Source organism: Mucilaginibacter hurinus (assembly GCF_003324525.1).
GTDB classification, from domain to species: domain Bacteria; phylum Bacteroidota; class Bacteroidia; order Sphingobacteriales; family Sphingobacteriaceae; genus Mucilaginibacter; species Mucilaginibacter hurinus.
In genome coordinates, this window is the sequence record NZ_QGDC01000008.1 from 163,252 (window position 1) to 188,580 (window position 25,329).

Consider the following 25,329-nt stretch of genomic DNA (forward strand, 5'->3'; position numbering starts at 1 on the left):
ATGTTACCCCGGCAATATTTAAATGTTGCCGGGGTTTTATTTGAGGTGAATCCTGACAATATTCTGCCCTTTTTTGAAAAAATAAGTGTTATTATTTTGCATGTGCTTTAATATGTTTGCTGCATGATACGTAAGCCTGACAGCCTGATTTTTGACATGGACGGTACCCTTTGGGATGCAGTAGACCTTTATACCAGCGCATGGAACATGATACTTAACCACTGTGGGATAACCTCACAATTTTCGCGTGCCGAGATGGCAGGTATGGTTGGCTGGGAGGGTCAAAAAGTTATGGACACCCTGATGCCCGGACTTGACCGCGACAAACAACTTGACATATACAATAAGGTAAATCAAAAACAATCCCAGATTTCGCAGGATGGATGCATTATATATGACGGGGTTAAAGAAGGGCTTGCACAATTAGCAGCCAGGTATAAGCTATTTATAGTAAGTAATTGTGCGGAGGGCGTTATACGCCGTTTTATAAACTGGGCCGGCATTGATGACTTTATTACCGACGAAGTAGCTTACGGTGTTAACCACAAGCCCAAAAACCATAACATTAAGTTATTGATTGATAGATATAATTTAAAAAGTCCGGTTTATATTGGTGATACCGACGGCGACAGCGTGCAAAGCCAGATAGCAGGCGTACCTTTTGTACTGGTTACTTATGGTTTCGGCACTACAAACAATTACGATTTGAAGTTTGACAACTTTACTGAACTAACAAACTACTTCAAGGAATTATAACAATGAATGCCTTTCACGCCGGCGGCGCAAAAGGCATTCAAAGGTTTGGGCATTATATTATACTGAGGTATTATGCACATAATCTGTTTGTTTGTGTTTTTCAAGCCATTCATTTATATACCTTGCAACTTCCTCCCAACCCGGTTCGCCACATATATAGTGGCTGCGGTTAGCAAACGTTTTAAAATCCGTAATGCTGACCTCATCAGTGTAAGCTTCGGCGTTCTTTTTAGTGAGTGATGCCGGTATAATCTGGTCATTTTCGCCGGCGATCAACAGCAAGGGGCGATGAGGCATATCCAAATCTATGTGTCCGTCTGTACCCATGCAATCGCGTAATACATTTCTGCTATCATGAGTGGCAAACTCGTCATATGCTAATTTGGCCCCTTCGGGGCTTAAAGTATTACAAAATGCACCATGAAAACTTTCCTCATCCATAAAAAATGGCTCGTTTCCTTTAAGCGGATTGGCTATAAGGGCACTATTTTTTATAAAACCCCAGTCGAATGAAAGCATTGCGTTTGGCGCTACAGAACTAATAGCCACCCCGGTTTTGATTAAGCCCTTGGCCAGTAAAATTTGTGTTATTAATCCGCCTACCGAATGGCCTATTACTATAGGCGGTTTTTCCTGCGCTTTCACAACGGCTTCTATTTCTGCAATTATATCCTGTAAATGCAAGTCGCCAAGTCCCTCCGGCGGGTTAGTACGCAACTCTTCAGGATCGCCATCATGTAAAGGCCATGCAGGCGTTATACAATTGTAGCCTTGCCCGGTAAAATAATTAGTCCATTTCTCCCAGCTTTTAGGATTCTGGAACATTCCGTGAATAAATACTATTGTGCTTCCCATTGGTATGTTTTTTACAGAAGTTCAATAAAAAACATACCAAGTATCGCTCATTTTTATTTAAAGAAAAAAAAGCTCACAACAATAAGTTTAATTAATTTATTGTCAGATATTTAAACAATAATTATTCAACATCAATTCCTTCGCCAATAGCCAGCACTTCGTGGAATAGTATGCCTTGCTTTTCAAAATGTCGTTTATAATTGGCATACCGTTGCTTAATAAAAAAGTCGCGGGCGTAGCCATCATGCACCGGCAGCACCTGTCTTGGCTGCAGTTTATCTGCAAAAGCAGCTATTTTAAGTTCATTGGCGAATGGCGCCATTGTTACCATTAACAACACGTCAATTCCTTTATAGGCCAGTAATTCGTCACTTAATGTATCAACGGGATGCAACACCTTATTATTGATTACAAACGCTGTCATTTGCGGCGCAGGGTTATCCAACAAAGGTTCGTGCGTTACAGGTACTGCCTCCAGGATAAATGGTCCTATCTCATGTTTCCCGCTTTCGATTAAACTGAAAGGCAGGCCAGCCTTTTGCAATTGTTCACCTACCTGCTTATTGGTGTATATTTTAGCATTATTTAGGGCTAAAATGCTTTTTAGTATATCTAAATCAAAATGGTCGGGGTGGATATGTGTAATTACAATGCTGTCAGTATCGGCAAACATATCTGCGGTTACACGGCCCTCGGCAAATGAAAATTGACCGGGATCAAATAATAGCTTATACCCGTCCTGCTCAAAAACAAGGCATGAGTGGAGATACTTTTTAATCTTCATAATGATTTAAACCTGTTAGATACACATAAGGTTTGGCCTATTTTTAGGGGACTGTTATCTGCGGATAAGTTAATGTAATATAACATGTGGATTTCATTCAAACAACTCCTGCTCATCGGTATAATACGTTTTGCGCGAATCGCTTTTGATCTTTATTTCAGCGCCGGTAGGACTATGAGTTTTCTTATGGTTATGTATCAGCATAAAATCGCGTACTTCGCCATTTATAATTTCAGGATCAAACTTCAATATCTGCTTTTCCGCTTCGGTAAGCACCTTTCTTATTGATTTTACCAGTTGCTTTATTTTATCTTCAGGAATTTTGTTGCCTGCAGAAAATGGGGAAATGCTGGCATGCCACAAAATTTCATCCGCATAAGCATTGCCAATGCCTTTTATAATATGCTGATCCATTAATATCGATTTTATATTGGCTTTCTTTTTTGCAAGTACTGTTTTGAAATATTTTTCAGTCGCTTCTGTAGACAAGGCGTCAGGCGCGCTTTTTGGAGCGGGATTTAAGGTTGGCGTGGCAGCTTTTTGAAAGTCAGTGAGTGTTAAGCCTGTATCATCGGTAAAATAAATATCCAGTAGCGCGTACTTGTTTTCATTAGCACCTTCAAATAAATACAACTTACCATGCAGCATCAAGTGCATAGCCAATACATCGTTTTTACTGAAATTGATAAACAGCTCTTTACCATCGCGGTACACTTGTTTCACCTGCTGGCCTATAAGCGTATCATTAAGCTCCTTTTCGCTTACATTCAGTTTTTTTGAGTACGCGTTAATAGCTTTAACCGTTTTACCGGTTAATTTTTTATTGAGGTTGTAACTAAAAGCTTGCAGGTCGGGTAACTCAGGCATAACATATTTTTTTAGTTAACACCTGTTTCCAGGCGATTGTTGACTCAGCTATCATTATTCTTCCGTTTCAGCAAGAATGCCTTCAAATTTACTCTCATAATCTTTAAGCTGGCGCTCAAGGGTGTTGGCAAGCGCGGTTTGTTTTGCGGCTTTTGCATAACCAGCCATATTGCTTATAATATGTACGCCAAATTGCACCATTCGTCTATCTATATCTCGCGGATCACTGGTGTATTTAGTGTAATTATAGTTTATCTCATCTGTTAAGTAATCAAAAGTATAGCCGATAAACTTGTTGGCTAATTGATAGTCGCCAAGCCTGTACGCCAATTGTGCGATAAAAGCTTTACGTGCGGCCACATCAATAAATGGATTTATATTGGGCATCACATCATCATACCTGCGCAGCACTTTTAAAGCAAGGTCGTTTCGTCCTTCGGCCATCAAACCGTCAGCCAATGTCAAAAATGTAGTGGTAAGCACCGAGTAAAACATGGTTACCGACTGTTCATCAAGAAAATCCGCATGCTTGAAATTGCCAAATTTGAACTTGTTCATCACGTTATCGTACATCACAAGGCTATTTATCTTAGCTCCCTGGTCTTCAACTGTGGTATCGGGCTCAAGTGGCAGTAAACGGTAAGTGAATCCCTCGCGGTACATGTAGTTATCCAGGCCAATCATATTACTCATTCCTGCAGTAACGGTAAAACATACGGGCCGCTCCCATCTGTTATGTGCCAGGATATCAAGTATTGTTAAATTATTTCTTAGTATCAGGTTTGAGTTGTAAGTCCACTCCAGCGCGTCGGCTACATCGCGCATTTGGCCGCGGGCCAGTACGTTATTGTTTTCAACTTCATCCCTGTTCACTGTCAACTTAAAATTTTTGGTTGGCAGGTAGTTTGCGTGCCTCCCGCTTGTATACTCTACATGCGTACGAGGATCATCAGAAGTTATAAAATCAAACAATTCCTTTAGCTCGATATGGCCCGCCACTTTTGCGTCGCTGTAGAATATAACGTCGCGCGTACCATCTTTATACTTGTCAAAAGGCATGGTAATAGGTAAAGGCGCCGATTGATTTATTCTGCGCTGCATCTGACGCACCAGCCAATCACTCGTTAATAAGCTAAGATTAACCAGCCGTACATCCGGCCGTATATTTTCAACCTCCTGGGCATACCATAGCGGATAGGTATCATTATCACCAAATGTAAATAGTATAGCATTGGGCGGACACGATATAAGATAATTATAGGCCATATCCCGCGCTGTTAACTTGGTTGAACGATCGTGTCCGCCCCACTCTTCACAGGCCATCAATACCGGTGCAAAAAGCAAAGAAACGGTAATAGCTATATATACCGAGTTACGTTCAGCCAGTTTTTGCTTCAGCAGACCGGCTAAGCCTATCACACCTAATCCCACCCATATGGAAAACGCATAAAAAGAGCCCACGTATGAATAATCACGCTCGCGCGGCTGTACCGATGGTTGATTTACGTAAAGTACGATGGCTATCCCTGTGAAAAACCAAAGCAGGGCAATAACAACAGCATCGCGCCTTTTGTATTTAAAGTGATAGTACATGCCAAGCAATCCTATTATTAGCGGGAGTCCGTATAGCGGCATGTATGACTTACTTAGGGTAACCGACTTTGGAAGATGGCGTAAACCGTCAAAAATACCCGTTGTCCAATTACCATCAAGTCCGGCCATGCTTTGTTGACCGTCCATATCATTATATCGGCCGACAAAGTTCCACATAAAGTACCGCACGTACATCTGGTAAATCTGCCAACTGAACATAAAACCCAGGTTGTCTATAAAATTAGGTGGGCGATTATCAGGTATTTGCATCCATTGCTGATAAAACTGCGGATCCTGCCCATCATTGCTGAACATGCGCGGAAATACGGTATTATGATCCCATACCAACTCTTGCTTATGCCCCGTTAGCTCGTATTTTTTATCTCCTTTACGGTATTCAGCCGCGCCATCCTTCCGGTCAATGATTTTTGCATCATAAAAAGGCCCATAAAGTAACGGACTTGGTGTGTACTGTATACGGTTTAAATAGCCTGCCAGCGTAAATGCGTTATCGGGATGGCTATTATTCAATGTAGGGTTGGCGGCAGCACGTATAGGCACATAAGCAAAACAACTGTAACCAAAGTACAGGAATGACAGGCACATAAGCGCTACGTTAAGATAATACTTCTTTGTACGTATGCTGTAAATTACTGCGGCTATAAGGGCACCGACAAGCAATGAGAAAAACACCACGGCGCCTGTGCCAAAGCCGAAATTTAAAGTGTTTACAAAATAGAAGTCAAACCAGCCACTAAACTTAACGGTGTATTGTATAATGCCATATTGAACAAAAGCCAGAAAGGCGATGCCCAGCAAAAATACTAAAAAGCCCCTTTTAAAGGTGATGTTGTTATACCTGCGAAAGTAGTAAACCATGGTAAGTGCAGGTATGGTAAGCAGGTTTAAAAGGTGTATGCCGATGGAAAGGCCCATAACGTATGCTATAAAAACCAGCCATTTGTCGGCTCCAGGTTCATCTGCATGCGCATCCCACTTTAATATACCCCAAAACACAACAGCAATGCAAAGCGCCGACAACGCGAACACAATAGTTTCAACTGCCGAAAACCAAAAGGTATCTGAAAATGCGAAAGCCAGTGCGCCGGTAAGGCCGGCACCCATAATAGCAATATAGCGGTATTTTGATGTGACACGGTATAGACCTGTACCAGCTGTAAGTTTTTTTGCAAGCGCTGTAATTGTCCAAAATAAAAACATTACCGTGGCTCCACTGGCTATGGCCGAACAAAGGTTTGTAAAATAGGCTACTCTTGAATTATCACCAAAAGACAGAAGTGAAAATACTTTACCTATCATGGCAAATAGCGGGTACCCGGGCTGGTGCGATACCTGTAACCGGTATGCGCATGAAATAAATTCACCGCAATCCCAAAAACTTACCGATGGTTCTAACGTGGCGATATAAGTAACTGAAGCAATGGTAAAACAAAGCCAACCAAGCAGGTTGTTTATTTTATTGTAAGGCATATGCTGAAGGTAAGTTTTTTTGACGCTCAAATATCTGCATTTTTTAAGCAGGTGTATTCAACTTAACACTTTTTAACAGCACTTTGCCTAAACGCCAATGTGCGTAAACTTATGGCCCCAAGCTTGCATGCCGTACCGCCACCAGCAGGTATTAAAGCTTAAAAATCAAGTACGCTATGTAGTTTTGCATCTTAAATTTCTATCTTGTGCAAATATTTATCGAGCATGAAAAAAAGCTTCGCTTTACCGTGGCGTAATTTTGCTTTACTGGCAACAATCATTTTATTTTCCGTTCAAAAAGGGCAATCACAGTCTGTGCCGATGCAGTACCAGTACCAGTTTTACCAAAAATTTAACGCAGAGGTATATTCCATTGAAAACACCGCGCATACTGCATCAAAGCCATTTTTAATGGACGAAAAACTTACAGCGAAATATGATTCGCTAATGACGGGTGCTCCATACCGCTCTGAAGATAGCTGGCTTTATCGGAAGATATTTAACGAACATTTGTTTGATGTACGCAAGGCCGAGTATACATTTTATGCTGACCCGATAGTTGATTTGCAACTCGGACGTGATATATCTGGCAATAAAACCACCTGGCTTAATGCACGCGGTTTCCAGCTAGGAGGCACCATAGGCGATAAATTTTCTTTTTACAGCAGCGGCTTTGAAAACCAGGGCAGATTTGCAAAGTATTATGACGATTACGTTAATCAACTACGTTTTGTACAAGGACAGGCTTACGATAGGAAACACGGCCGCACGAATACAAAAGATTGGTCATACGTTACCGCAATAATATCTTACTCCCCTATCAAACAGCTAAATTTTACATTAGGGCAGGATAAATTATTTATTGGTGATGGATACAGGTCGCTATTGCTATCTGATTATGCCGCTAATTATCCGTTTTTTAAAACAACCTTAACCCTGGGGCCGGTACAATATACCGCTGTATGGGCAAATATGCAGGATAGTAACGTACAACAATTTGATGTTTTTGGCAACAATAGACGCAAATGGACAGCTGTACATTATTTTGACTGGAATATAACTAATCGCCTGGCTTTAGGATTTTATAATGCTTACACTGCCCCGGAAGCTGATAACACAGGCAAGCGGCGCGGATTTGATGCGAATTTTATAAATCCGTTATTTTTTGCCAGTTCAATCGGACCATCATCACAGCCTGGCAACTCTATCGCTGGTTTTACAGGCCGGTACAAATTTGTTGACAAACATGCCGTTTATGGCCAAGTGTTGCTTGATAAGGCTAAAGCAGTCGGCGGCGAAACGAAAACCACTACCGGCTGGCAGGCCGGCGTACGTGGCGCAGACCTGCTTGGTGTACGCAGCCTGAACTATCTTGTTGAATATAATAAAGCCGAACCCAATATGTATACAGGGGCGGAACGATTAAGCAACTTTACGCAGTTTGGCGAACCTCTTGCGCATCCGTTAGGCAATGATTTTAATGAGTTACTGGGTATATTAAATTACTCAGCAGGCCGTTTTGATTTTCAGGGTCAGCTGATGTACGCTAAATATAATTTAAGCGCCTTTATTAATAAAGACGGGGATTTAGTACGTACTGTAAGGCCATTTATTAACAGCGGACGTGATAATTACAATACAACCCTTAATGCCAGTATGCATTATGCCCACGGCACAATATCATTTTTAGTAAATCCGCGCACCAACCTCAGGGTTGAAATTGGTGGTTTGTACAGGCGCGAAAAAAGCAATATATATACTACCACTACCACTTTGCTAACCTTTGGTATTCGCAGCAGCTTCAGAAATTTATACCAGGACTTTTAACGTCGTATGATCATTAGGCTCAGCTTTTAAGTTGGATTACTATAATGCTGATAAAAAAATTTGGGGCAGTCTACAATATTTGCTGTAACTCAGCTAGTGAGTTCACCGTAGCAATATGCCCCTCAGCTACTTTACCAAAGCCATATGCGGCATAAATAAACGGCACACCGGCTTTTGTAGCCGCCTCATAATCGGCCTGAGTATCACCGATATAAACCGGCGCTGTTAAGTTAAAATCATTTACTACATCTATTATATTCAGATATTTGGGTTGCCCCTTAGTGCCATAACATTGGTACCCTAAAAAATAATGCTGCAGTTTACTGTGTTTAAAGAATGTTTCGGCATAACCATTCTGGCAGTTACTTACCAAAAACAATTTATACTTGTTACTCAAATATTGCAGCGTTTCTTCGATGCCCGGAAAAAGATCACCGCCAAGCTCTTCAAGCGTGGCAAGTTCTTTTTTTGAAGCTAACGCTTTAAATTCAGCCCGTTGACTGTCATTAAGATAAGGGAAAAGACGTTCAAATATGATTGTGTAGGTTAATCCGGTTATGCCTTTTACATCCTCCGCGGTGATATCTTGCCTAATGTATTGTACTTCCTCCTTAGCAGCCTGCCACGCAATTGCAACGTTGCCTGTGCTATCCCAAAGAGTGCCGTCGAGATCAAATATTATGCTATCGAATTTATTTATTAAGCTATTAGTCATAAGAAAATGTTAAAAAACCAAAAATACGTGTTTTGAGGTATAACTGGTGTGTTTTTAAACCATTAGTACGATATCGATTTTATACTGCTATTAGTATTAAAGCATGTTCAATACTCCTATCAGTGACTGAAGTTATCCACATTAATAAATTTTACTAACAAACGCATACAATTTTAAACTTCATGTTATTACGTTGCGTATTAAATACATAAACCCCAGATTACCCCTTAACAAAATGATCTGGAAACCTAAATTATAAACCGGATGGATACTTTAACACTTTTAGTTGTTGCTGCATTGGTATGTGCAATAATTTTATTTGAGGTTAACAAAAGAGAGAATGCTAAAATCACCAACTTTTTTAATGGTGATAAGATAGCTTTACTAGTAGACGCTGATCAAAAAGTTGCAACTCTTTTACGAGTCATTCATAACACCTCGGAGCAATGTGTAAGTGAAAGCTCCAGGCAATATTTATCAGAACAGCTTACAAGATTGACGGAAAGTTATGAGCGTAATGAAATGACGTTAACTGACTATCACACAGCGCTTAATCAACTTATCGGTAACCATTTTAACTTAGGCCAATTAAGTGATAACTATTCTGTTAACTATTGAATATGTCCTCCACGCACTTAACAAAAGTTTAATTTGAAACTATGTGTAACCTAACACTACGTGTTCCCGTATTAATCTACATGTATATACAGGCATATATGCAATTGTATATCAACGATTAAATTCACCGGCATGGAAAATTTTATTATACTATTCGCTATCGCAGGATTTGCAGTTTTTATGATATTACGATTCGATAAATCGCAAAAAAAACGGGTGAGTAAAGTTTTGTTTCATACAGAGAAGGTTGAACCGTTGTTTATGAAACAAGCTGCCGAACAAAAAATGTTCACCTTACGCTCGGCCCTGAGAGAATTTGAAACCGTTGTAACTACCGCACATGTTTCGCCGGGTGGTGAAGAATCTTATCAAAAAATACAATCAAAGCTACAGGAGATAATTGGTAGCTATAGCACGGGCGAAATGCCCCTGAGTGCTTATTGCAGCAAATTAGATAGCTTAATAAATACAGTGCAAAGACTTAAAAAAGATCTCGTATCTTCAGCAGCATAGTGTTCTAACACTGTTTGATACGTACCTAAAATCCTTTTTTATATTAACCGACCAATATGCCTGCAATGATAATGTTGCAGGTATTTTTGTTTAAGATGAGCTGAATAGTTATAACAAAAGGCGGCCTGCCCCGGTCGTGTTTGTTGTTACCGCCCTCCGGTTGTTCAATACCAACCAATATGTAAATAATTTTAGGTTAAGCCAAGGCATTAGCGATGCCAATAACTTCTTTTTAGTACACCGCTTCCGGTAACATGTAATAACCCCGTTAAGATTATAAATCTAATATCGGGGTATTGTTTTCATGATCGTTTGTTATACCATGCTTCTTTTTATACATCATTATACCTATCGATAAAACCGCAATACAGGTTAATAATGTACAGCCTATAATAATATGCGTAACCGGTAAAGCTGAAGCTGAAGCACCCGTTAAAAATAAACCAAGGTTTGGTATAAATAATCCAAATAGCGGAAAGCTTAAAAAAATCCTGAAATTTATTATATCTTCCATAAATACACGTATTTGTTATTACTTTGCAAATATATATATTATATCATTGAGAATTACACAACAAGATACTTTTTTTATTTTGCTGCAGGTTTCTTCGGGTTGACGATGCTAATAGCGCATAGCGAACTATTATATAGCTTACACCAGTGCAGATACATGGATTACAACAAAACGCGGTGCAGAATGGTTGATTTATATTTTAATGAATGCCAGGAGTAAAACTTGTATAGTTAATAGGGATGTGCCGGAAAACTATCGCTCTAAGTCTGGAAATCACGATTACTTTTCCAGGTCAAAACTTCCAGTCACTTTATGCAGCGGTGAATCAGGAAGGGTGTCTTTAGCAAGGTACGTGGTGAAAGTGCCCTTTGCCAAAACTTTCCCTTTGCCATTATGGTACTTTTTCAAATGAAGGTTGCCCAAGTCCAGTTTATGCGCTGATTTACTTAAAGTATATTCCTCCGGTAGATTACTTTTATTATTAAATAATAACTGGCTGCCTGCCACATTGGTTGTAACCTTAGCATCGGGCGTGCCTAAACCGCTGATACCGAAGCTTACATTGTGACCATTATTAATAGCCGTTAATCCAAAATAGCGGTTGCCCGCGGTATCAACGTTTACAAATGCAATACTGTCCTTAACAGCATCAAAAACATAAGTGGTATCGTCAATCTTTACCTTGAGTTTGCCTGACTTAGCTAAAAAAGTACCGGAAGTTTTTTCAACTGATGAATTGTGGAGGTTGCTGGCAGTTTGTTCAAGATTGTCATCTTTACGACAGCCCGAAGCAATTGCTAAAAAAAGCAACAGGCATCCGTAAAAAATATGTTTAAAATATGGTGCCACCATCCCATCCAGGTATAATTATAAAAGTACTGATAAACAATTTAAAAAAGCAACCAGAAATCTCAGCAACCTAAATTTTTAACATTTTTTAACTACCGTTGTCCGAGTACATGCCGTTTAGGATCTGCTCAGCAGGCTCTTTCGCCATCGTGAGCGCTCATCTCCATTCATTCTGGCGAGCTTTTTGCCGAACTTTAATGCAGGATTTTCAATTAAGTGCCAGGACAAGCCTCCTAAAATAATTACTACCGGCATGGTGTAAACAATACTAACTAAAGGTGATATATCTGGCAAATAATGCGCAATAGTTTGCTGTACTATAAAACCATATATATAAACCCCGTACGAATAGTCACCTGGTAGTTTAACCTTTTTAAAAATCCGCGAAGCACCCAAAACAAGCGTGGTATATATAAGTGCGAATTGAAGGATTAACATTGACACAATTTGATGAATAGTTGCGAAATGAGTGAGCGTCAAAAGAAATATCAAACACAATGCAATCCGGTAGTCAATGTAAATATATTTCCGAAAAAAATAGCATATGCTGCCTGCGAAAAACAACATGTAAAGCGTTATACTACCGGATGTAATTTCCCAAAAATTCATCTTAGTGTTAAAGAGGTATATGATCATTACCATATAGCCTGTCAGCATTGTAACCTTGCTTTTAAACAAACCTAAAAACCCCAACCCGAATACTATGCCATAACACTTTAATTCCATCGGTATGGTCCACAAAGGATTATTAACCACATCCTTGAAGTAATTGGTAGTAAAAACACCAGGCAAATAATATTTGATATTAAATATAATTGAATTGCTCACAAGGTATTTCCAGGTTACCTCACTTGTAAAATACTCATTTAAAGACAGACTCGTTACCAGCGGCCCCATAACAAAAACGGTTAGCAGGGTACATACAATCAGAGCGGGCCATAATCGCGACATACGCATTATAATAAACGAAACCTGTGTTTTTGAGTTGCCATAGCTTGACGTTATAAACAAACCACTTAAAAAAAAGAATACCCAAAGACGTAAATAGCCAGTTTCGGGCATATGATAGCCTTTAGGAAATAAGGCTGACGAATGGTTAAATATGACTAGTGAAGCAGTAATTAAGCGTACTAAACCGAAATTATTGTTTCCGCGTATAATTACGGTATCTAATGTTTGCATTAACTATATTAACAAATCGGTATTGAAAAAAAACCGGAACAGTAAATACACGGCTTGTATAAATTGGATTGTGCCCGGAACGAGATTCGAACTCGTACATCCTTACGAATGCCACCCCCTCAAGATGGTGCGTCTACCAATTTCGCCACCCGGGCTTTATAAATTTTCAGGTATAAGATCTGACCAAAAAGCTTGCTCACATCATATACCTGACAAAGGGCGTGCCCGAGGAGAGACTCGAACTCTCAAGAGACAATTCTCAACGGCTTCTGAGACCGCAACGTTTACCAATTTCGCCACCCGGGCCTAACCTATAACTTTAAAGTTAAGGCTGCAAATATAATGCTTTCATGCAATTGCTTTATATAAATATAAAATTACCTCAGCAACACCCGCCCCCTGGAAGTAACCAAGCGCAAAAGATAAATGTGCACTATTGGCCCTTAAACCCCAAAAAACGACCTCCTATGTTCAGCGGCAGTCTTATCAAAAAAAATTTACTATCATAATCATCTCGCAATAAGGGCGTTAATTAACGCATAAAAATAATTAAAAATAAGGTTTGCACACTTAACCCAATACTCCTATATTTGCACCACTTTATCGGAAACGGTAAATGATGATTCCGTAGCTCAGCTGGTAGAGCATAACACTTTTAATGTTGGGGTCCTGGGTTCGAGTCCCAGCGGGATCACAAAGACCACCCAACAGGTCGAACGTTTTGAAGTAAAAGCCTCTTGAAAAAGAGGCTTTTTTTTGTTTAAACGCTGTTTTTAGCTTAGAAACAGCATTTTTTCAAACCTCCCCCTCTGCTTTTCTTAAGAATTTTAATGCAGGTTAGTTCAATCTAATTCAAAGTAATCGGTAACCTATTCGGTAACCTATTGGTTTTTCCGAAATTAGGTTACCGAATTAATACTGGTGCCTTGTATTAGTTTGATTTTCAGTTTAAAAACATATCGTTTCATTTTTAAACAAAATCTCATGAAAGTAAATGAAGATCTGTCCATCCTGTTTTGGCTAAACCGTCAAAAAGCATCTAAAGATGGTTTAGTGCCAATTTGGGTAAGGATTACAATTAATGGAAAGCGCGACGGCTTTTCATCTGGTAAAAAAATTCATCCTGATGCATGGGATGAAAAGGCGGCTATCGCAGGTATGAATTGCCCAGACTATAAATTGATAAATAGCTATGTGGCGAAAACAAGAGTAGAATTAGAAAAGCACTACAACCAGCTTGTAGCAGTAAATAAAAGAGTAACTGCAACTATGGTTAAAGATGCCTATATGCCCAAACAGATTTTACAAAAAACACTGATGCAGGCATTCAAACTCCACAACGAAGAGTTTGCCGAGCGGGTAAGTAAAAACAAGGGAAGCAAAGGCACGTTAGCTCGCTATGAGCGACTGAAAGATAAAGTACAGGATTTCTTAAGGAAAAAATTAAAACTAGGCGATATAGCCTTAGAAGATATTGAAATGGCTTTTGCAGTTAATTTCTTTCATCATTTAACAATGGATAACATTGGCGACAACACCGCAATGAAGTACGTGAAGACATTAAAGCAGATCATTGATCGGGCTATTGATGAGGGCTGGATAAAGCACAATACAATCTCAGGATTTAAATGCACCTACGTTGATCCAGATAGAGAAACGCTAGAAATGCATGAGCTAGTCGGAATGTATGAAAAAGAAATCACTGTAGAACGTTTAGCTGAAGTACGAGATGTATATGTGTTTTGTTGCTTTACTGGTTATGCCTATGAAACAGTATATAATCTTGAACCAGCAAATATTTTCAAAGGTTTGGACGGTAAGCTGTGGATTACAAAGGACCGGCAGAAAACGGGTGTTGAAGAAACTGTGCCTTTATTGCCTATTGCACTGGCAATAATTGAGAAGTATAAAAATCACCCTTACTGTGTTGAAGAAAACAAGCTACTGCCCGTTAATAGCAACGTCCGATATAATGCCTATATCAAAGAAGTCGCAACGATTTGCGGAATTAAGAAAGCACTCACAACGCACACCGCAAGGCACACTTTTGCAACAACGGTTCTTCTTGAAAATGATGTCCCTATAGAAACTGTAGGAAAATTATTAGGCCACAAAGACTTACGCTCAACCCAAATTTATGCCAAGATAACTAAGCGTAAAATCAGCAATAACATGAAAGCGTTAGAAAGTAGGATTTTTTGTGAACAAGGGTTATTGAAGGTGTCGTAGTATTCATCTTGATATCACAAATTGTGATATCAAGATATGAAAGTTATATCTTGATTTATTACCAGTTGTTCCCTAGGAAATGTAATAACTGATTTGCTAAAGAATAAAGTTTAGTGATTCTTAAAGCTGGAAAATAGTTGTCCTTATCATTATCCGCGGTATTTGCATTTTTAGAAGCAGTTGCAATTAAAGAAGCGAAAACGTCTCTGTTATATCCTCCTTTAACCACCTCAGGAAGATAAGTTTTAAAGTTTTTGCCTGAACTAATATCGTCAGGCAAAACTTTGAGAAAATGATAACACAACCACACTTCAAAACAAGGATTACTCATTCCAATATGATAATTGCTGTTTTCTTGACAAGCAACATAAAGATTGTAAATTTCTCTCTTAGGCCACCTATCGACGTCTAAAACAAACCAAACATAATCTTCTTTTTCAATTCCGTATTTATAGTCATAATCATTAATTCGATCTAAAAAATATTTACAAGCGGATTTGCCACCCTCTCGAGGAACTATCTGTATATCTATCCTTAAAGATAATCGTTTAAAAAAGCTAAAGTACTCGTCTTCTCTATCCCCTTCAGCTACAATTATAAATTTACGAAAATCGCGATGTGGCTTGCCTTTTTTGTATTCCCTACTTTTACTTCTCGACATATTTTTCCCATTTGAGATCTTTGAAGTTTCCTAAAAATGGAATTGCCCCGAACCGTCCTGATAAGTATCCTTTTCTGATATCCAAATCGGTACGAACATCGTAATCACTCAATACATAAAAATGAGTTGCGCAAGCGGCATTCTTTTCAGCAAACCAAATTTCGTCCTGCCTAAATAAATCCAAATCCAATAAATTAGACTCATGAGTTGTAAAAATTAATTGGCCTATACGATTTGGGCTATTTTGAACTTTAGCAATAAACTCTTTTAACAAGGCCGGATGAATGCTTTGGTCAATTTCATCGATAATTACAGTAACTGGAAAATGATTTATTAAATATAAAACCGGTATAAAATCTATTAATCTTAAAGTACCATCTGATTCTTCAAAAAGTTCAAATTTTACCTTTTTTCCATTTGAATCAGTATGATACGCAACTGGTTTTTTTACAACTGCTTTACCATCTTCAATCATTGCCAGCGCGTTTCGATTATCTCCAACGCTTTCAATTTCTCCGGTACGGATGCGCTTTAATACTCGATCCTTTTCCGATGAGTTATCCTCGCCAAAATATAAATCAAAGTCAATAGTTAAAACATCTAATTCTTTTATACCTGTTTCAAATGTTGTAATAATTTCATTCGTAAAGTTTCTAAAACTTTCATCGTCAAGGAAATTATTAACCAGGCCTGAATATTGCATACGAGGAAAAATAATTAGCACCCTTTTATCTAACCAGTGCTTTGTATCTTGGATTTCTTTGAATCTTTTTTCCTTAACTAAAGTTAAAAATGGCCTATCGGGTTCAAGTAATTCTTCATAAACCTGTGCAAGTAATTTGTCTTTAGGTGTTTTAGAATACTTAGGACCAAATTTTAAACTTTCAACACCACCTTTTTTTAATTTGCGTTCAAAGATTGGCTCATCAGGCTTGCTACCAAAATTCAATTTAAATAACCACTCTTCTTGTATAACATTGTTATGAAATGATAATCCATAAGCATATGCTCCTCCTTCATTTAGAAATTCAACTTCAAAAGTTGTTGGCTTATTTTCATTATTATCTAATCTGAAAAAGGAATCTTCACTTACGAAGTCAGTTGTCTCATTCACGACAATTTCCCGCAAAATGGTTATCGCCTGAATCAGGTTGGATTTACCTGCTCCATTTGCACCATAGATAACGGCACTTTTTAGAAGATCAATTTTTTTAAAACCAAATACATGGTTAGGAAGACGTCTAATATCGCCCGTAAGCATGTTGAATTCAGTTTCCTCATTAAAGGAAAGAAAATTTTCTACGGTGAACCTAATTAGCATATTGATATATTTTAAGCAATGATAACGAAAAAATCGAAAGAATTGTTGCACAAATGTTGAATAAAATATAAAAAAGCATAGTTATAACGAAAATTTCGTTATAAATATGCTTTTTTTTACATATCTTTGTTGTTAGTAAGAAATAATATGATTTAATTGATATTTTATGGCAAGAGAACACGTAACACATGATGATATAGCGCAGTTCGCTAAAGACCGCGTAAACTTACCAAAGGATAAGGCTGATACTTATAGAGCGCAGGCAGCCAGAGTTCGAGAAAAAGTAACAGATTATGTTAACGATCACCCGGACTTTAAACTTCGAAAAATCTTGCTTTCAGGAAGTTTGGCAAAAGGCACTGCACTACGAACATTAAATGATATTGATATGGCCTGTTATATTAGTGGGTCCGATGCTCCAAAAGATATTAGCGCCTTGTTGGAATATTTAGCTGATAAACTAAGAAAGGCATTTCCAAATATGTCGGCCGATCAGGTTCAGCCAAAAACATATTCGGTAACAATATCTTTTAAAGGCTCTGGCCTTGATGTTGATGTAGTACCAATTCTATATTATGATGATCCTGATTGGTATGGTTGTGTTGTAAGCCAAGAAGATGGTTCATTGCTTGAAACCTGCATACCCAGACATCTTGAATTTATTAGAAAACGAAAAGCATTGCAAAAGGATCATTTTTCCCAAATTATTCGGTTAGCAAAGTTTTGGGTACGAAATATGAAATCAGAAAACAGCAATTTTAAATTTAAATCATTCATGGTAGAACTTATAATGGCCAAACTTATGGATGATGGAGTTAATTTTTCAGATTACCCAGAGGCTTTACAAAGTTTTTTTACCTACATAGTTAAAAGTGATTTAAAGGAGTTAATCGCATTTAATGATTATTACAAGGTTTCGCAAGTGCCTACCTTTTATGAAAGAGTCCGTGTAATAGATCCAGTAAATCCTAAAAACAACGCAGCTAAGTTATATACTACTAGTCAAGCTGATACTATTACAGAAGCTGCACTTGATGCGGGAGATGCAATTGATTCAGCATTAGCTGCTACTACAAAGGAAAAAACAGTTTATTACTGGCAAAAAGTTTTTGGTCCATCATTTCAAATATAATTAATATGAGCTCATACACTAACTCTGGCTCCGTAACATTTACCCTTACGCATGCCAAATATCTTGCATCAAAAGTCGCTACAGATTTAAAGCGAATCCAACGCTTATATGGGTCGCCGAGTGACTCAACAATAGCAGACTATGAGGCTGAACTGACAGAATTTTTAAAAAAGGGTTATATGGAAGAAGTTACCTATGGTTTTAAAATTAATGGCGTTTGGACCGAACCAACCTTGCGTTATACTGCACAAGATTTAGAAGGTAATTCAGCAAATGATGATGATCCGGGGAAGATACGCCCAAATGCAAATATAGTGGGCGCATATTTTACCTCTTATATGACATATACCTGGAATTACCATTTTTTATCGGAGAATGAAAAAGCCGCATTTAAAAATAGTCTACCATTCCAACGATCGGGTGCACCACAGCCGGGAGTCAATGGATATTTAAGTTCTGATAAAAGTTATTCGTCAGGTGGGAAATCTTTAAATCGTTCATCTTTAAAAAGCTAATAATGGAAAATAACAAACCGACATTTTCGGACCTTTTTGAACACACAATAAACTTTCCTGATCCAGACATGCATGAACGTTATAATTTACTCATAGGACTAGATCAAACTAAAGAAACATTAAAGAAGATATTAGGTCTATTAATCAATCCAGATGGAGTTAATGAATGGGCCAACAAGTACCACCCAAATGCAAACTTAATTTTAAATTTTGTTACACGGCGTCCTCCTCTTATAGTTTTAGCCGGTGATGTAGGTTCTGGCAAATCAGAACTTGCTTATACTATTGGTGATGCCGTAGCGAGGCAACAAAATATTGATGTGGAATTATTTCCATTAAGTTTAGCGACACGTGGTCAAGGTAGGGTTGGACAAATGACCCAATTAATTTCCTCCGCATTTGAATATACCTTAGAACGAGCTAAAAAATTAAAAAATACCTCAGGTAAATCTAGAGGTGCAGTTATTCTATTAGTCGATGAAGCCGATGCGTTGGCTCAGTCACGGGAAAGTGATCAAATGCACCACGAAGACAAAGCAGGTGTGAACGCGTTTATTAGAGGTATTGATAGTCTAGGAAATGGCAAGTTTCCTGCAGCAGTAATAATGTGTACGAATCGCCCAAATTCTCTTGATCCTGCAATACGAAGACGCGCTGCTGAAATAGTTTATTTTAAAAGGCCCTCTGACGAAGCACGGCAAGCTGTTTTGAGCGATCCTTTATCGGAATTGGGTTTTAGTCAAGCAGATATCAAAATCATTGTTGAAATGACTGGGCCGAGAAACGATCGTGAGTACGGATTTACTTTTTCAGATATTGTGCAAAGATTGATTCCTTCACTAGTGCTTGATGCTTACCCAGATAGTGCAATTGATCCTAAACGAGCAATAGCAATCACGGAAAGCATATTACCTACAGCCCCGTTTAAAGAAATGAGTAATCATGGCAAATAAAGTTAGCTTAAAATCTTTATTTTCTGCTTTGCAGAACCAAATGTCTGCACAGCTTAGTACTAATAGAGAATTTATTTTGCACCCTGGTTCAAAGGGCGATTCATTAGAGGAGACATGGATAGATTGGTTACGTAAATACCTGCCTAACCGTTACTGTGTAGATAAAGCAATCGTAATAGATAGCACAGGTCAACTTAGCGATCAAATTGACCTTGTAATTTATGACCAACAGTATACTCCATTTGTTTTAACCCAAAATGGTATACATTATATACCGGCAGAAGGAGTTTATGCTGTTTTTGAAGTTAAGCCGGATTTAAATGGATCTGTAAGTATTCCTGGTGATTCAAGTATCAATTACATTGAATATGCAGGAAGAAAAATTGAAAGTGTTCGCCGTTTAAAAAGAACGTCAACTTATATTATAGACCGGGGTGAAAAAAGAAATCCTAGACCGTTAACTAAAATAATTGGGGGAATTTTAGCAAGTACAAACAGTATTAAAAAAAATGAAACTCTTATAAACCATCTAAAAGCTGTTAAAGGCTTAAAAGGAATTGATATGGGATGTGCAGTGGATTTTGGTGCATTCACGGTTGAACATGATGGTGAGGAAGATTTAAAGAATATGGATTTTCCAGGGAGAATTAAGGATTATTACGAGTCGAGAACAATCACAGAAATTGATATTAGTAAAGCGGATGTTTCATTAGTATCCTTTTTTTTTCAGTTAACTAGATATTTACAACAGAGTATTGGTTCAGTTGCTGCGATTGACCTAAGCGAATATGCAAAAGCTATTAAAATTGAAATTGATGAAGCATTGTAACTTTTTATTTTTTTATTTTTTGATTTAATAGCAATGATAGATAGCCTTCCGGAATTCAGATCACTAATCGAAACAGTAAAAAAGTTAGCAGAAGCGGATGAAGCGAATGACGTGCTTAGCTTGCTGGGAAGATCTGAGATTACGATTCGTCAAACCGGCTATGATAACTGGAACGGCGGTATTTATTTCTATACAGTTTTTTTTGCCGTTGAAGTTTCACAGTTCATTGAATTCCGCAACGACCTAGAAGGCTGGGAAAAGATAATGTTAGAATATTTGCAACTACCGGTTCGACACCTTGAAAATGAAGAAATCAGCAGGGTGACGCTGGTACCTAAATCCGGAATAGCCTCTTTGACCGAACCTAATCCAAGTCGTCCGCTTTCATCTGCTGAAGTAAGAGATAAGGATCACTTGACCCAGTACCTCAATAAAGTAAGCGAGGATGAATTAACAGAAAATATTTTGATGCCACTATTCCGGCACCTCGGCTTCCAACGAGTAACCGTTACGGGTCACAAGGACAAGCAATTGGAGTTCGGCAAAGATGTCTGGATGAAATTTGTGTTACCTACGCAACATTTACTATACTTCGGGATTCAAGTAAAGAAAGGAAAAATTGACTCCGCGGGACTCACAAAGACGGGCAACAATAGTGTCGCTGAAGTTTATAACCAATCGTTGATGCTTTTGGGGTTGGCCATTTTCGATCCTGATATCGGCAAGAATGTATTGGTCGACCATGTAATCATTGTTGCAGGAGGCGAAATCACTAAATCTGCGAGGCTTTGGCTGGGCTCACAACTGGATGCGGTCCAGCGCCGACAAATTATTTTTATGGACAGGGAAGATATCCTCAATCTTTACATTGTCAACAATATTCCGTTACCCGCAGCCGCTTTGCCGCCAGCCGAGCCTGAAAACGATGACCTGCCATTCTAATTAGGAAACGCATAATTTTTTGAAAAATATTGGCTGCACTACTCATAACAATTCAAAAATTAATTGATAACAAACAGGTGTTCTTTAACGATCCTTTGCTCTCAATGAGAGTAGGTGAATTATGGTTAAATGAACATTATCTTTATAATTAGATTTCAAAATATTCCGCGCCCTGTTTTCACCAAAGATCATAAACGATAGAGAAAACAGGGGGCGTTCTTCGGGCGGGCGATAGCCCGCCGCCGGGGAGTTTTAGAAATAAGGGGGATTGCTCCCCCTTAATAGTAATTAGTTATAAATCAATGCTTCGCTTCCCTGCGTTGCAAAATTACGGCAAAGATTAAAGGCGGTTTTCGCCCTTTGCTTGGCTGTACCGTCCATGATAGATTTAAACTTGGCTTCATCACTTTTGAAACTGCGCACATTTTGGAAATAGCCTGTAACGCTGTTGTATGCACCAAATACTGTTCCTGCGGTTGTTTCCATTTGCTGGGTCTGACTTCCTAATGCATACTCATACACGTTATCTACAATATTAGTGTAGTGTGTAGATAGCTGGTCTAATTTACCCTCGGCTAAATTTTCCAATACTTCTTTATTCGGTGCCATTGCAATTTGTATCAGTTTTTTAACCTCCTCATCAGTAATACGCACCTTAGCCCAATGGTTAAACAAACCTTCCATTTCACCGCCTAAAGATTTACTGATACCCATTAACGTATGCGCCTGTTTAAGCCTTTCGGTTGCGGATGCCGTATGACGTATTTTAATCGCACCTGAATGATTATTCATAGCGGCATTTAGTGTGTTATTGCATACTATTCTAATTGGTGTAAAAGCTGCGGTAATGCTTCCCAATCCATCGTGCGAAGTGGTTAAAAACAAATATTGCTCAATCCAGTCCTTAACGCCCACTCGAATATAATCGGGTAACTTAGCGGTTATAAAAACCCGCTCACCATTACCCAATGCACCCGCCGTTTCATACAAAATACCATCACCACCGCCTACAATAGCATCAAAGAACGAAAATGCATCACGATTTTGTACGACTTCATAATCATTACCAACAACCCCTAAAACCTGCTCGGTATCTGCCCGAATGGTCGCAAAGAAATTAGGTACTGTTATTTCAGGGATAATAGTCTCAGCACTGCCGAGATAATTAGCGGTATCATAGGTAAATAAGGGGCGTTTTTCCACTATGTAATCAAGTCCTGCGTGCTGTATCGCTTCGCTACTGGTTGGATAGCGGTCAATAATTTGCCCTAATCCGTGCCAGGCTTTTTCCTTTACGCTCATAAAGCTGTTTTTGCCTGTTTTCTGATTGAAATTTATTTGATGTGCCATGACTTTAATTTTTTGTGTTCAGTTCAATAATTTTTGTTTGTAATACTTCCACGTTTGGAGTACTGCTTACCTGTAAAACCGTTTCGGTTTGCAGTTCCTGTATAGCATCGTGTATATTGCTGTGCGTGGTTTTAATGGTGACTTTCACCAGTAAAAAGATTTTGTCTTCCATTGCCTTAAAATTGGTAGGTGTTCATAAAATCGTTTAATTCAAATTGGAAACGTGCGGGGTTTTCCTGCGCTAAAGTTTCGGCGTAACCCTCCCAAAATATTTGGTTGGTTAACTCTATAAATTGCTCGTACATATGAATTACTGTTTTTGTGAAACCATAAAAAAATGCTCCCGACTATATGCCGGGAGCATACTATGTTTAAGCATTTGGGAAAATGATATTTGCTTCAATTTCCGACAGTTTTTCCTGGCAGGCATCAAAAATGAACTGTGAAACCATACGGATAAGGTTTGGCGTATTGGTCACAAACTGACGGCGTTTATCATCTTCAATAATCAGCTTGCATCCCTGATAAGGGTTATTTTCCAGTTCGTCGTTCTCTTCAATCAATTTCACCTCAAACTCTTCTAAAGTTTTGATGCGGGCAATCAGGGCTAAACGCTGAATGCTTAAGCGGTGTAAATCGCTTACTGATTTTAAAGTTTGCTCTAAATTCATGGCAGGTTTGATATACCTGATTTCGGCTTTTGGATCGTCCGCTTTTGGTGCTTCTGCTTTTGGTTCTTCCTTTACTTCCTGTTTTGCAGGTTGGTTTGCAACGTTAGCGGGTTGGTTATCCACTGTAGCGGGGCTGTCGGTCTTAACTTCGGTAATTTTGTTTGCCTCAACTTGCGAAGCTTGGGCAGGTGTTTGATTTTTAGCGGGTTCATCTTGTTTGGCTTCCTTTTGGGTCAGGCTCGGGCGGTTTTCAACTCGGTTAGCTGTTTGGTTGTTTTTTGCTGCTGTACCTTGTACTGCGGTCGCATTTTTTTCTGCTGTTTTCATTTTTTAAATGATTTAAAAGGGTTAAAAATTTTGTTTTTTCGTTTCCCTCTTTTCCCGAAGACTTTCCTTAAAAAGCTATTTTTCAAAAGAAAAAACGGTAAAAAAGAAAGTCAAAAAGACGGTCGCAGAGCACGGGCGGGAGAACTATAAGTCCCGAAGGGTGGCCGCAGCGCAGCGGAGGACATTATGCGTTCGTACGAACGGGCTGACCGATCTTGACGCCGCTTTTGTCCGTTTTCGTTGAAAAATAGTTCCTAGAAAGCATCTGATATTTTAGCAGTTATTAAGTGCCGTGCGAAGGCAAGCGTAGCTTTACCCAGCAGCGCGGGTAAACAAGTGAAGTTCTGAGAGAGGCTCTTAATTGGAGTTGGAAGAAAATTAATTATTGCGAAGGCTTTTGCAGCGCAGCAAAAATGCCTTTGCGTCCGCAAGTTTATTGCATTCATAAATTAACTGTCAAGGATTGCAACGGCATCCTTTACCCGGAAAGATATAGTGGAAAGCCTGGCCGCAGGGGCAGCCGAAGATCAATTACCTTTAACAATGATGGTTTAATATAAATTAGGAAGCGGTCTTTGTAACCAATGTCCAATTCAATGCAAAATATTATATTTGAATCTAATAATTATATTAAACACACTTATGAAGAAACAGATTTTATTTACTGGAATTATATTATGCCTAATTGCAATAACAAGTTGTTCTGAACAAAAAGCACCTGAAAAATCAGCTAACGATAATTCGGAAGTACCGGAAAATTACAAAGTAGCAGGAAGTGATTGTAATATAAGTATAGGAAACATAGCATTTACCAAAAGTATAAATGGTGCAGATACGCTTGTTAGTATTGATGGTGATAAAATTACTATGAAAGTAGGCGGAGAAAAAGACTATTTTTCGGATCCGGATGCAAAATTAACTAACAACACATCACCTATATTACTTTCAAAAATAGACAATACTAAACCATTTACTATTTCTGCCAAAGTTACACCTGAATTTACCAAGCAAGGTACTTATAATGCAGGAGATCTATTTGTGTATTCAAATGAGAGCTTTTGGGAAAAGTTTTGCTTTGAGCAAAGCGAGGGAGGAGAACACCGCATGGTTACCGTACGCAATAAGCAGTTCTCTGATGATAATAACCACGATATCGTTAAGCAACCATTTGTATATATGAAAATATCATCTGATACTAAAACTATTGCCTGTTATTACTCTCTTGATAACAAGAAATGGCAAATGGTACGTCTGCATAAAAATGATTATCCCGAGATTTTGTATGTGGGTATAAGTACTCAATGTCCTGTGGATAAGGCCGGGTCTTCATCTATCTTTGAAGAATTAAGTCTAAACAACAAAAGCGTAACCGACTTCAGGCTAGGCAAAGAATAAAAAGAGGAGAATTCTCTAATCGGGGTTCATAGGTAAGAATTTCATCCATGTTTTAGTTTTAGTAGATGATTATAACTTTAACAATACCAATCTGTTTGAAGTTTACAGCCTAGCCAGGCTCAATTTAACTGATTTTTTTCAGCTCATAATTGATAACAGCCATGTCTTCATTAGTAAAATTAGAATTCATTAATTGCCTGAACATGCCGGATTTCTCCTTTTTGATGTAGCCTTGAAATAAACCGTCGACGGTAACCATATAGCATGGACCCACCTCTCCAGGTATTTTTTTAATATCAAACTGAAGTTCTAACTGTATAATACGGAGAAGTTGACCAGGTGATTCCGTGGCAAATTGACCACCCAAAGTGCTGGCGAACGAGCGCAGCAAACGCTGTAGAAGCGTTGTCAAAAGTAGTTATTTAAAGATGATTTTCCAG

Annotated in this window: 26 protein-coding genes and 3 tRNA genes; 12 read left to right on the forward strand and 17 right to left on the reverse strand. The window is 38.6% G+C overall.

The features are described from left to right. Positions 1-123 precede the first annotated feature (123 nt). Positions 124-756, forward strand: coding sequence for an HAD family hydrolase (locus DJ568_RS14760; RefSeq protein ID WP_114006063.1), 633 nt, complete (start codon positions 124-126; stop codon positions 754-756). 57 nt (positions 757-813) lie between these two features. Here the strand turns inward: DJ568_RS14760 and DJ568_RS14765 are convergent, their stop codons facing one another. The 4 genes from DJ568_RS14765 to DJ568_RS14780 form a co-directional block, all read right to left on the reverse strand. Next, positions 814-1,611, reverse strand: coding sequence for an alpha/beta hydrolase (locus DJ568_RS14765; protein ID WP_114006064.1), 798 nt, complete (start codon positions 1,609-1,611; stop codon positions 814-816). Between the two features lie 121 nt (positions 1,612-1,732). Further along, complete coding sequence (locus DJ568_RS14770; protein WP_114006065.1) at positions 1,733-2,395, reverse strand: MBL fold metallo-hydrolase; 663 nt, start codon at positions 2,393-2,395, stop codon at positions 1,733-1,735. A 93-nt stretch (positions 2,396-2,488) separates the two neighbouring features. Beyond that, positions 2,489-3,262: a DNA-formamidopyrimidine glycosylase family protein gene (locus tag DJ568_RS14775; protein ID WP_114006066.1), complete on the reverse strand. Its 774-nt coding sequence runs from the start codon at positions 3,260-3,262 to the stop codon at positions 2,489-2,491. A 54-nt stretch (positions 3,263-3,316) separates the two neighbouring features. Next, positions 3,317-6,346: a glycosyltransferase family 117 protein gene (locus DJ568_RS14780; RefSeq protein WP_114006067.1), complete on the reverse strand. Its 3,030-nt coding sequence runs from the start codon at positions 6,344-6,346 to the stop codon at positions 3,317-3,319. A gap of 225 nt (positions 6,347-6,571) precedes the next feature. Here DJ568_RS14780 and DJ568_RS14785 point away from each other — a divergent pair, with 225 nt between their 5' ends. Then, on the forward strand, positions 6,572-8,173 hold the full coding sequence (locus DJ568_RS14785; protein WP_233496700.1) for a capsule assembly Wzi family protein: 1,602 nt from the start codon (positions 6,572-6,574) through the stop codon (positions 8,171-8,173). Positions 8,174-8,243: 70 nt separating this feature from the next. Here DJ568_RS14785 and DJ568_RS14790 read toward each other — a convergent pair whose 3' ends face one another. After that, positions 8,244-8,888, reverse strand: a complete 645-nt coding sequence (locus tag DJ568_RS14790; RefSeq protein ID WP_114006068.1) for an HAD family hydrolase — start codon at positions 8,886-8,888, stop codon at positions 8,244-8,246. A gap of 264 nt (positions 8,889-9,152) precedes the next feature. On the opposite strand from DJ568_RS14790, the gene DJ568_RS14795 reads away from it, so the two are divergent. Beyond that, positions 9,153-9,506, forward strand: coding sequence for a hypothetical protein (locus DJ568_RS14795; RefSeq protein WP_114006069.1), 354 nt, complete (start codon positions 9,153-9,155; stop codon positions 9,504-9,506). A 132-nt stretch (positions 9,507-9,638) separates the two neighbouring features. Then, positions 9,639-10,019, forward strand: a complete 381-nt coding sequence (locus DJ568_RS14800) for a hypothetical protein (RefSeq protein WP_114006070.1) — start codon at positions 9,639-9,641, stop codon at positions 10,017-10,019. 274 nt (positions 10,020-10,293) lie between these two features. Here DJ568_RS14800 and DJ568_RS14805 read toward each other — a convergent pair whose 3' ends face one another. From DJ568_RS14805 to DJ568_RS14825, 5 genes are all read right to left on the reverse strand, one after another. Then, on the reverse strand, positions 10,294-10,533 hold the full coding sequence (locus DJ568_RS14805) for a hypothetical protein (protein ID WP_114006071.1): 240 nt from the start codon (positions 10,531-10,533) through the stop codon (positions 10,294-10,296). A 279-nt stretch (positions 10,534-10,812) separates the two neighbouring features. Then, entirely contained in the window at positions 10,813-11,385 is a 573-nt protein-coding gene (locus tag DJ568_RS14810; protein ID WP_114006072.1) for a hypothetical protein, read from the reverse strand. Positions 11,386-11,499: 114 nt separating this feature from the next. After that, the gene (locus DJ568_RS14815; RefSeq protein ID WP_114006073.1) at positions 11,500-12,564 is read right to left on the reverse strand and encodes an acyltransferase family protein; all 1,065 of its coding nucleotides are present in this window, start codon (positions 12,562-12,564) and stop codon (positions 11,500-11,502) included. A gap of 71 nt (positions 12,565-12,635) precedes the next feature. Further along, a tRNA-Leu gene (locus DJ568_RS14820) sits at positions 12,636-12,719 on the reverse strand. A gap of 67 nt (positions 12,720-12,786) precedes the next feature. After that, positions 12,787-12,870, reverse strand: a tRNA-Leu gene (locus DJ568_RS14825). A 315-nt stretch (positions 12,871-13,185) separates the two neighbouring features. Between DJ568_RS14825 and DJ568_RS14830 the strand changes: the two genes are divergently transcribed. Both DJ568_RS14830 and DJ568_RS14835 read left to right on the forward strand, forming a co-directional pair. Beyond that, positions 13,186-13,258: transfer RNA gene (locus tag DJ568_RS14830), tRNA-Lys, on the forward strand. Between the two features lie 290 nt (positions 13,259-13,548). Continuing rightward, positions 13,549-14,793 carry a site-specific integrase gene (locus DJ568_RS14835; protein ID WP_114006074.1) on the forward strand — a complete coding sequence of 415 codons (1,245 nt, stop codon included), beginning with the start codon at positions 13,549-13,551 and terminating at the stop codon, positions 14,791-14,793. Between the two features lie 58 nt (positions 14,794-14,851). Here DJ568_RS14835 and DJ568_RS14840 read toward each other — a convergent pair whose 3' ends face one another. Continuing rightward, on the reverse strand, positions 14,852-15,454 hold the full coding sequence (locus DJ568_RS14840) for an RloB family protein (protein WP_114006075.1): 603 nt from the start codon (positions 15,452-15,454) through the stop codon (positions 14,852-14,854). Beyond that, positions 15,441-16,715, reverse strand: a complete 1,275-nt coding sequence (locus DJ568_RS14845; protein WP_158534945.1) for an AAA family ATPase — start codon at positions 16,713-16,715, stop codon at positions 15,441-15,443. Before DJ568_RS14845 ends, DJ568_RS14840 begins: the two co-directional genes overlap by 14 nt. 226 nt (positions 16,716-16,941) lie before the next feature. Here DJ568_RS14845 and DJ568_RS14850 point away from each other — a divergent pair, with 226 nt between their 5' ends. From DJ568_RS14850 to DJ568_RS14870, 5 genes are read left to right on the forward strand one after another with little or no spacing between them, the layout of a single operon-like run. Then, a complete protein-coding gene (locus DJ568_RS14850; protein ID WP_114006077.1) occupies positions 16,942-17,907 on the forward strand; it encodes a CBASS oligonucleotide cyclase in 966 nt (321 codons plus the stop codon). 5 nt (positions 17,908-17,912) lie between these two features. After that, positions 17,913-18,422, forward strand: a complete 510-nt coding sequence (locus DJ568_RS14855) for an HORMA-1 domain-containing protein (protein WP_114006078.1) — start codon at positions 17,913-17,915, stop codon at positions 18,420-18,422. A 2-nt stretch (positions 18,423-18,424) separates the two neighbouring features. Next, positions 18,425-19,375, forward strand: coding sequence for an AAA family ATPase (locus tag DJ568_RS14860; RefSeq protein ID WP_114006079.1), 951 nt, complete (start codon positions 18,425-18,427; stop codon positions 19,373-19,375). Continuing rightward, positions 19,365-20,204 (forward strand): DUF6602 domain-containing protein, encoded by an 840-nt coding sequence (locus DJ568_RS14865; protein ID WP_114006080.1) that lies wholly within the window; start codon positions 19,365-19,367, stop codon positions 20,202-20,204. Before DJ568_RS14860 ends, DJ568_RS14865 begins: the two co-directional genes overlap by 11 nt. Before the next feature lie 33 nt (positions 20,205-20,237). Next, positions 20,238-21,146 carry a hypothetical protein gene (locus DJ568_RS14870; protein WP_114006081.1) on the forward strand — a complete coding sequence of 303 codons (909 nt, stop codon included), beginning with the start codon at positions 20,238-20,240 and terminating at the stop codon, positions 21,144-21,146. 288 nt (positions 21,147-21,434) lie between these two features. On the opposite strand, the gene DJ568_RS14875 is transcribed toward DJ568_RS14870, so the two are convergent. The 4 genes from DJ568_RS14875 to DJ568_RS14880 all read right to left on the reverse strand — a co-directional run bounded on the left by DJ568_RS14875 (position 21,435) and on the right by DJ568_RS14880 (position 23,494). After that, on the reverse strand, positions 21,435-22,496 hold the full coding sequence (locus DJ568_RS14875; RefSeq protein WP_114006082.1) for a DUF932 domain-containing protein: 1,062 nt from the start codon (positions 22,494-22,496) through the stop codon (positions 21,435-21,437). 4 nt (positions 22,497-22,500) lie between these two features. Further along, positions 22,501-22,668 carry a hypothetical protein gene (locus DJ568_RS17410; protein WP_199560995.1) on the reverse strand — a complete coding sequence of 56 codons (168 nt, stop codon included), beginning with the start codon at positions 22,666-22,668 and terminating at the stop codon, positions 22,501-22,503. Between the two features lie 4 nt (positions 22,669-22,672). Then, the gene (locus DJ568_RS17555) at positions 22,673-22,801 is read right to left on the reverse strand and encodes a hypothetical protein (protein WP_262510682.1); all 129 of its coding nucleotides are present in this window, start codon (positions 22,799-22,801) and stop codon (positions 22,673-22,675) included. Between the two features lie 66 nt (positions 22,802-22,867). Continuing rightward, positions 22,868-23,494, reverse strand: a complete 627-nt coding sequence (locus DJ568_RS14880; protein ID WP_114006083.1) for a hypothetical protein — start codon at positions 23,492-23,494, stop codon at positions 22,868-22,870. A 642-nt stretch (positions 23,495-24,136) separates the two neighbouring features. On the opposite strand from DJ568_RS14880, the gene DJ568_RS14885 reads away from it, so the two are divergent. Next, a complete protein-coding gene (locus tag DJ568_RS14885; RefSeq protein ID WP_114006084.1) occupies positions 24,137-24,889 on the forward strand; it encodes a DUF1349 domain-containing protein in 753 nt (250 codons plus the stop codon). Between the two features lie 124 nt (positions 24,890-25,013). On the opposite strand, the gene DJ568_RS14890 is transcribed toward DJ568_RS14885, so the two are convergent. Continuing rightward, positions 25,014-25,301 carry a hypothetical protein gene (locus DJ568_RS14890; protein WP_147238769.1) on the reverse strand — a complete coding sequence of 96 codons (288 nt, stop codon included), beginning with the start codon at positions 25,299-25,301 and terminating at the stop codon, positions 25,014-25,016. Positions 25,302-25,329 lie beyond the last annotated feature (28 nt).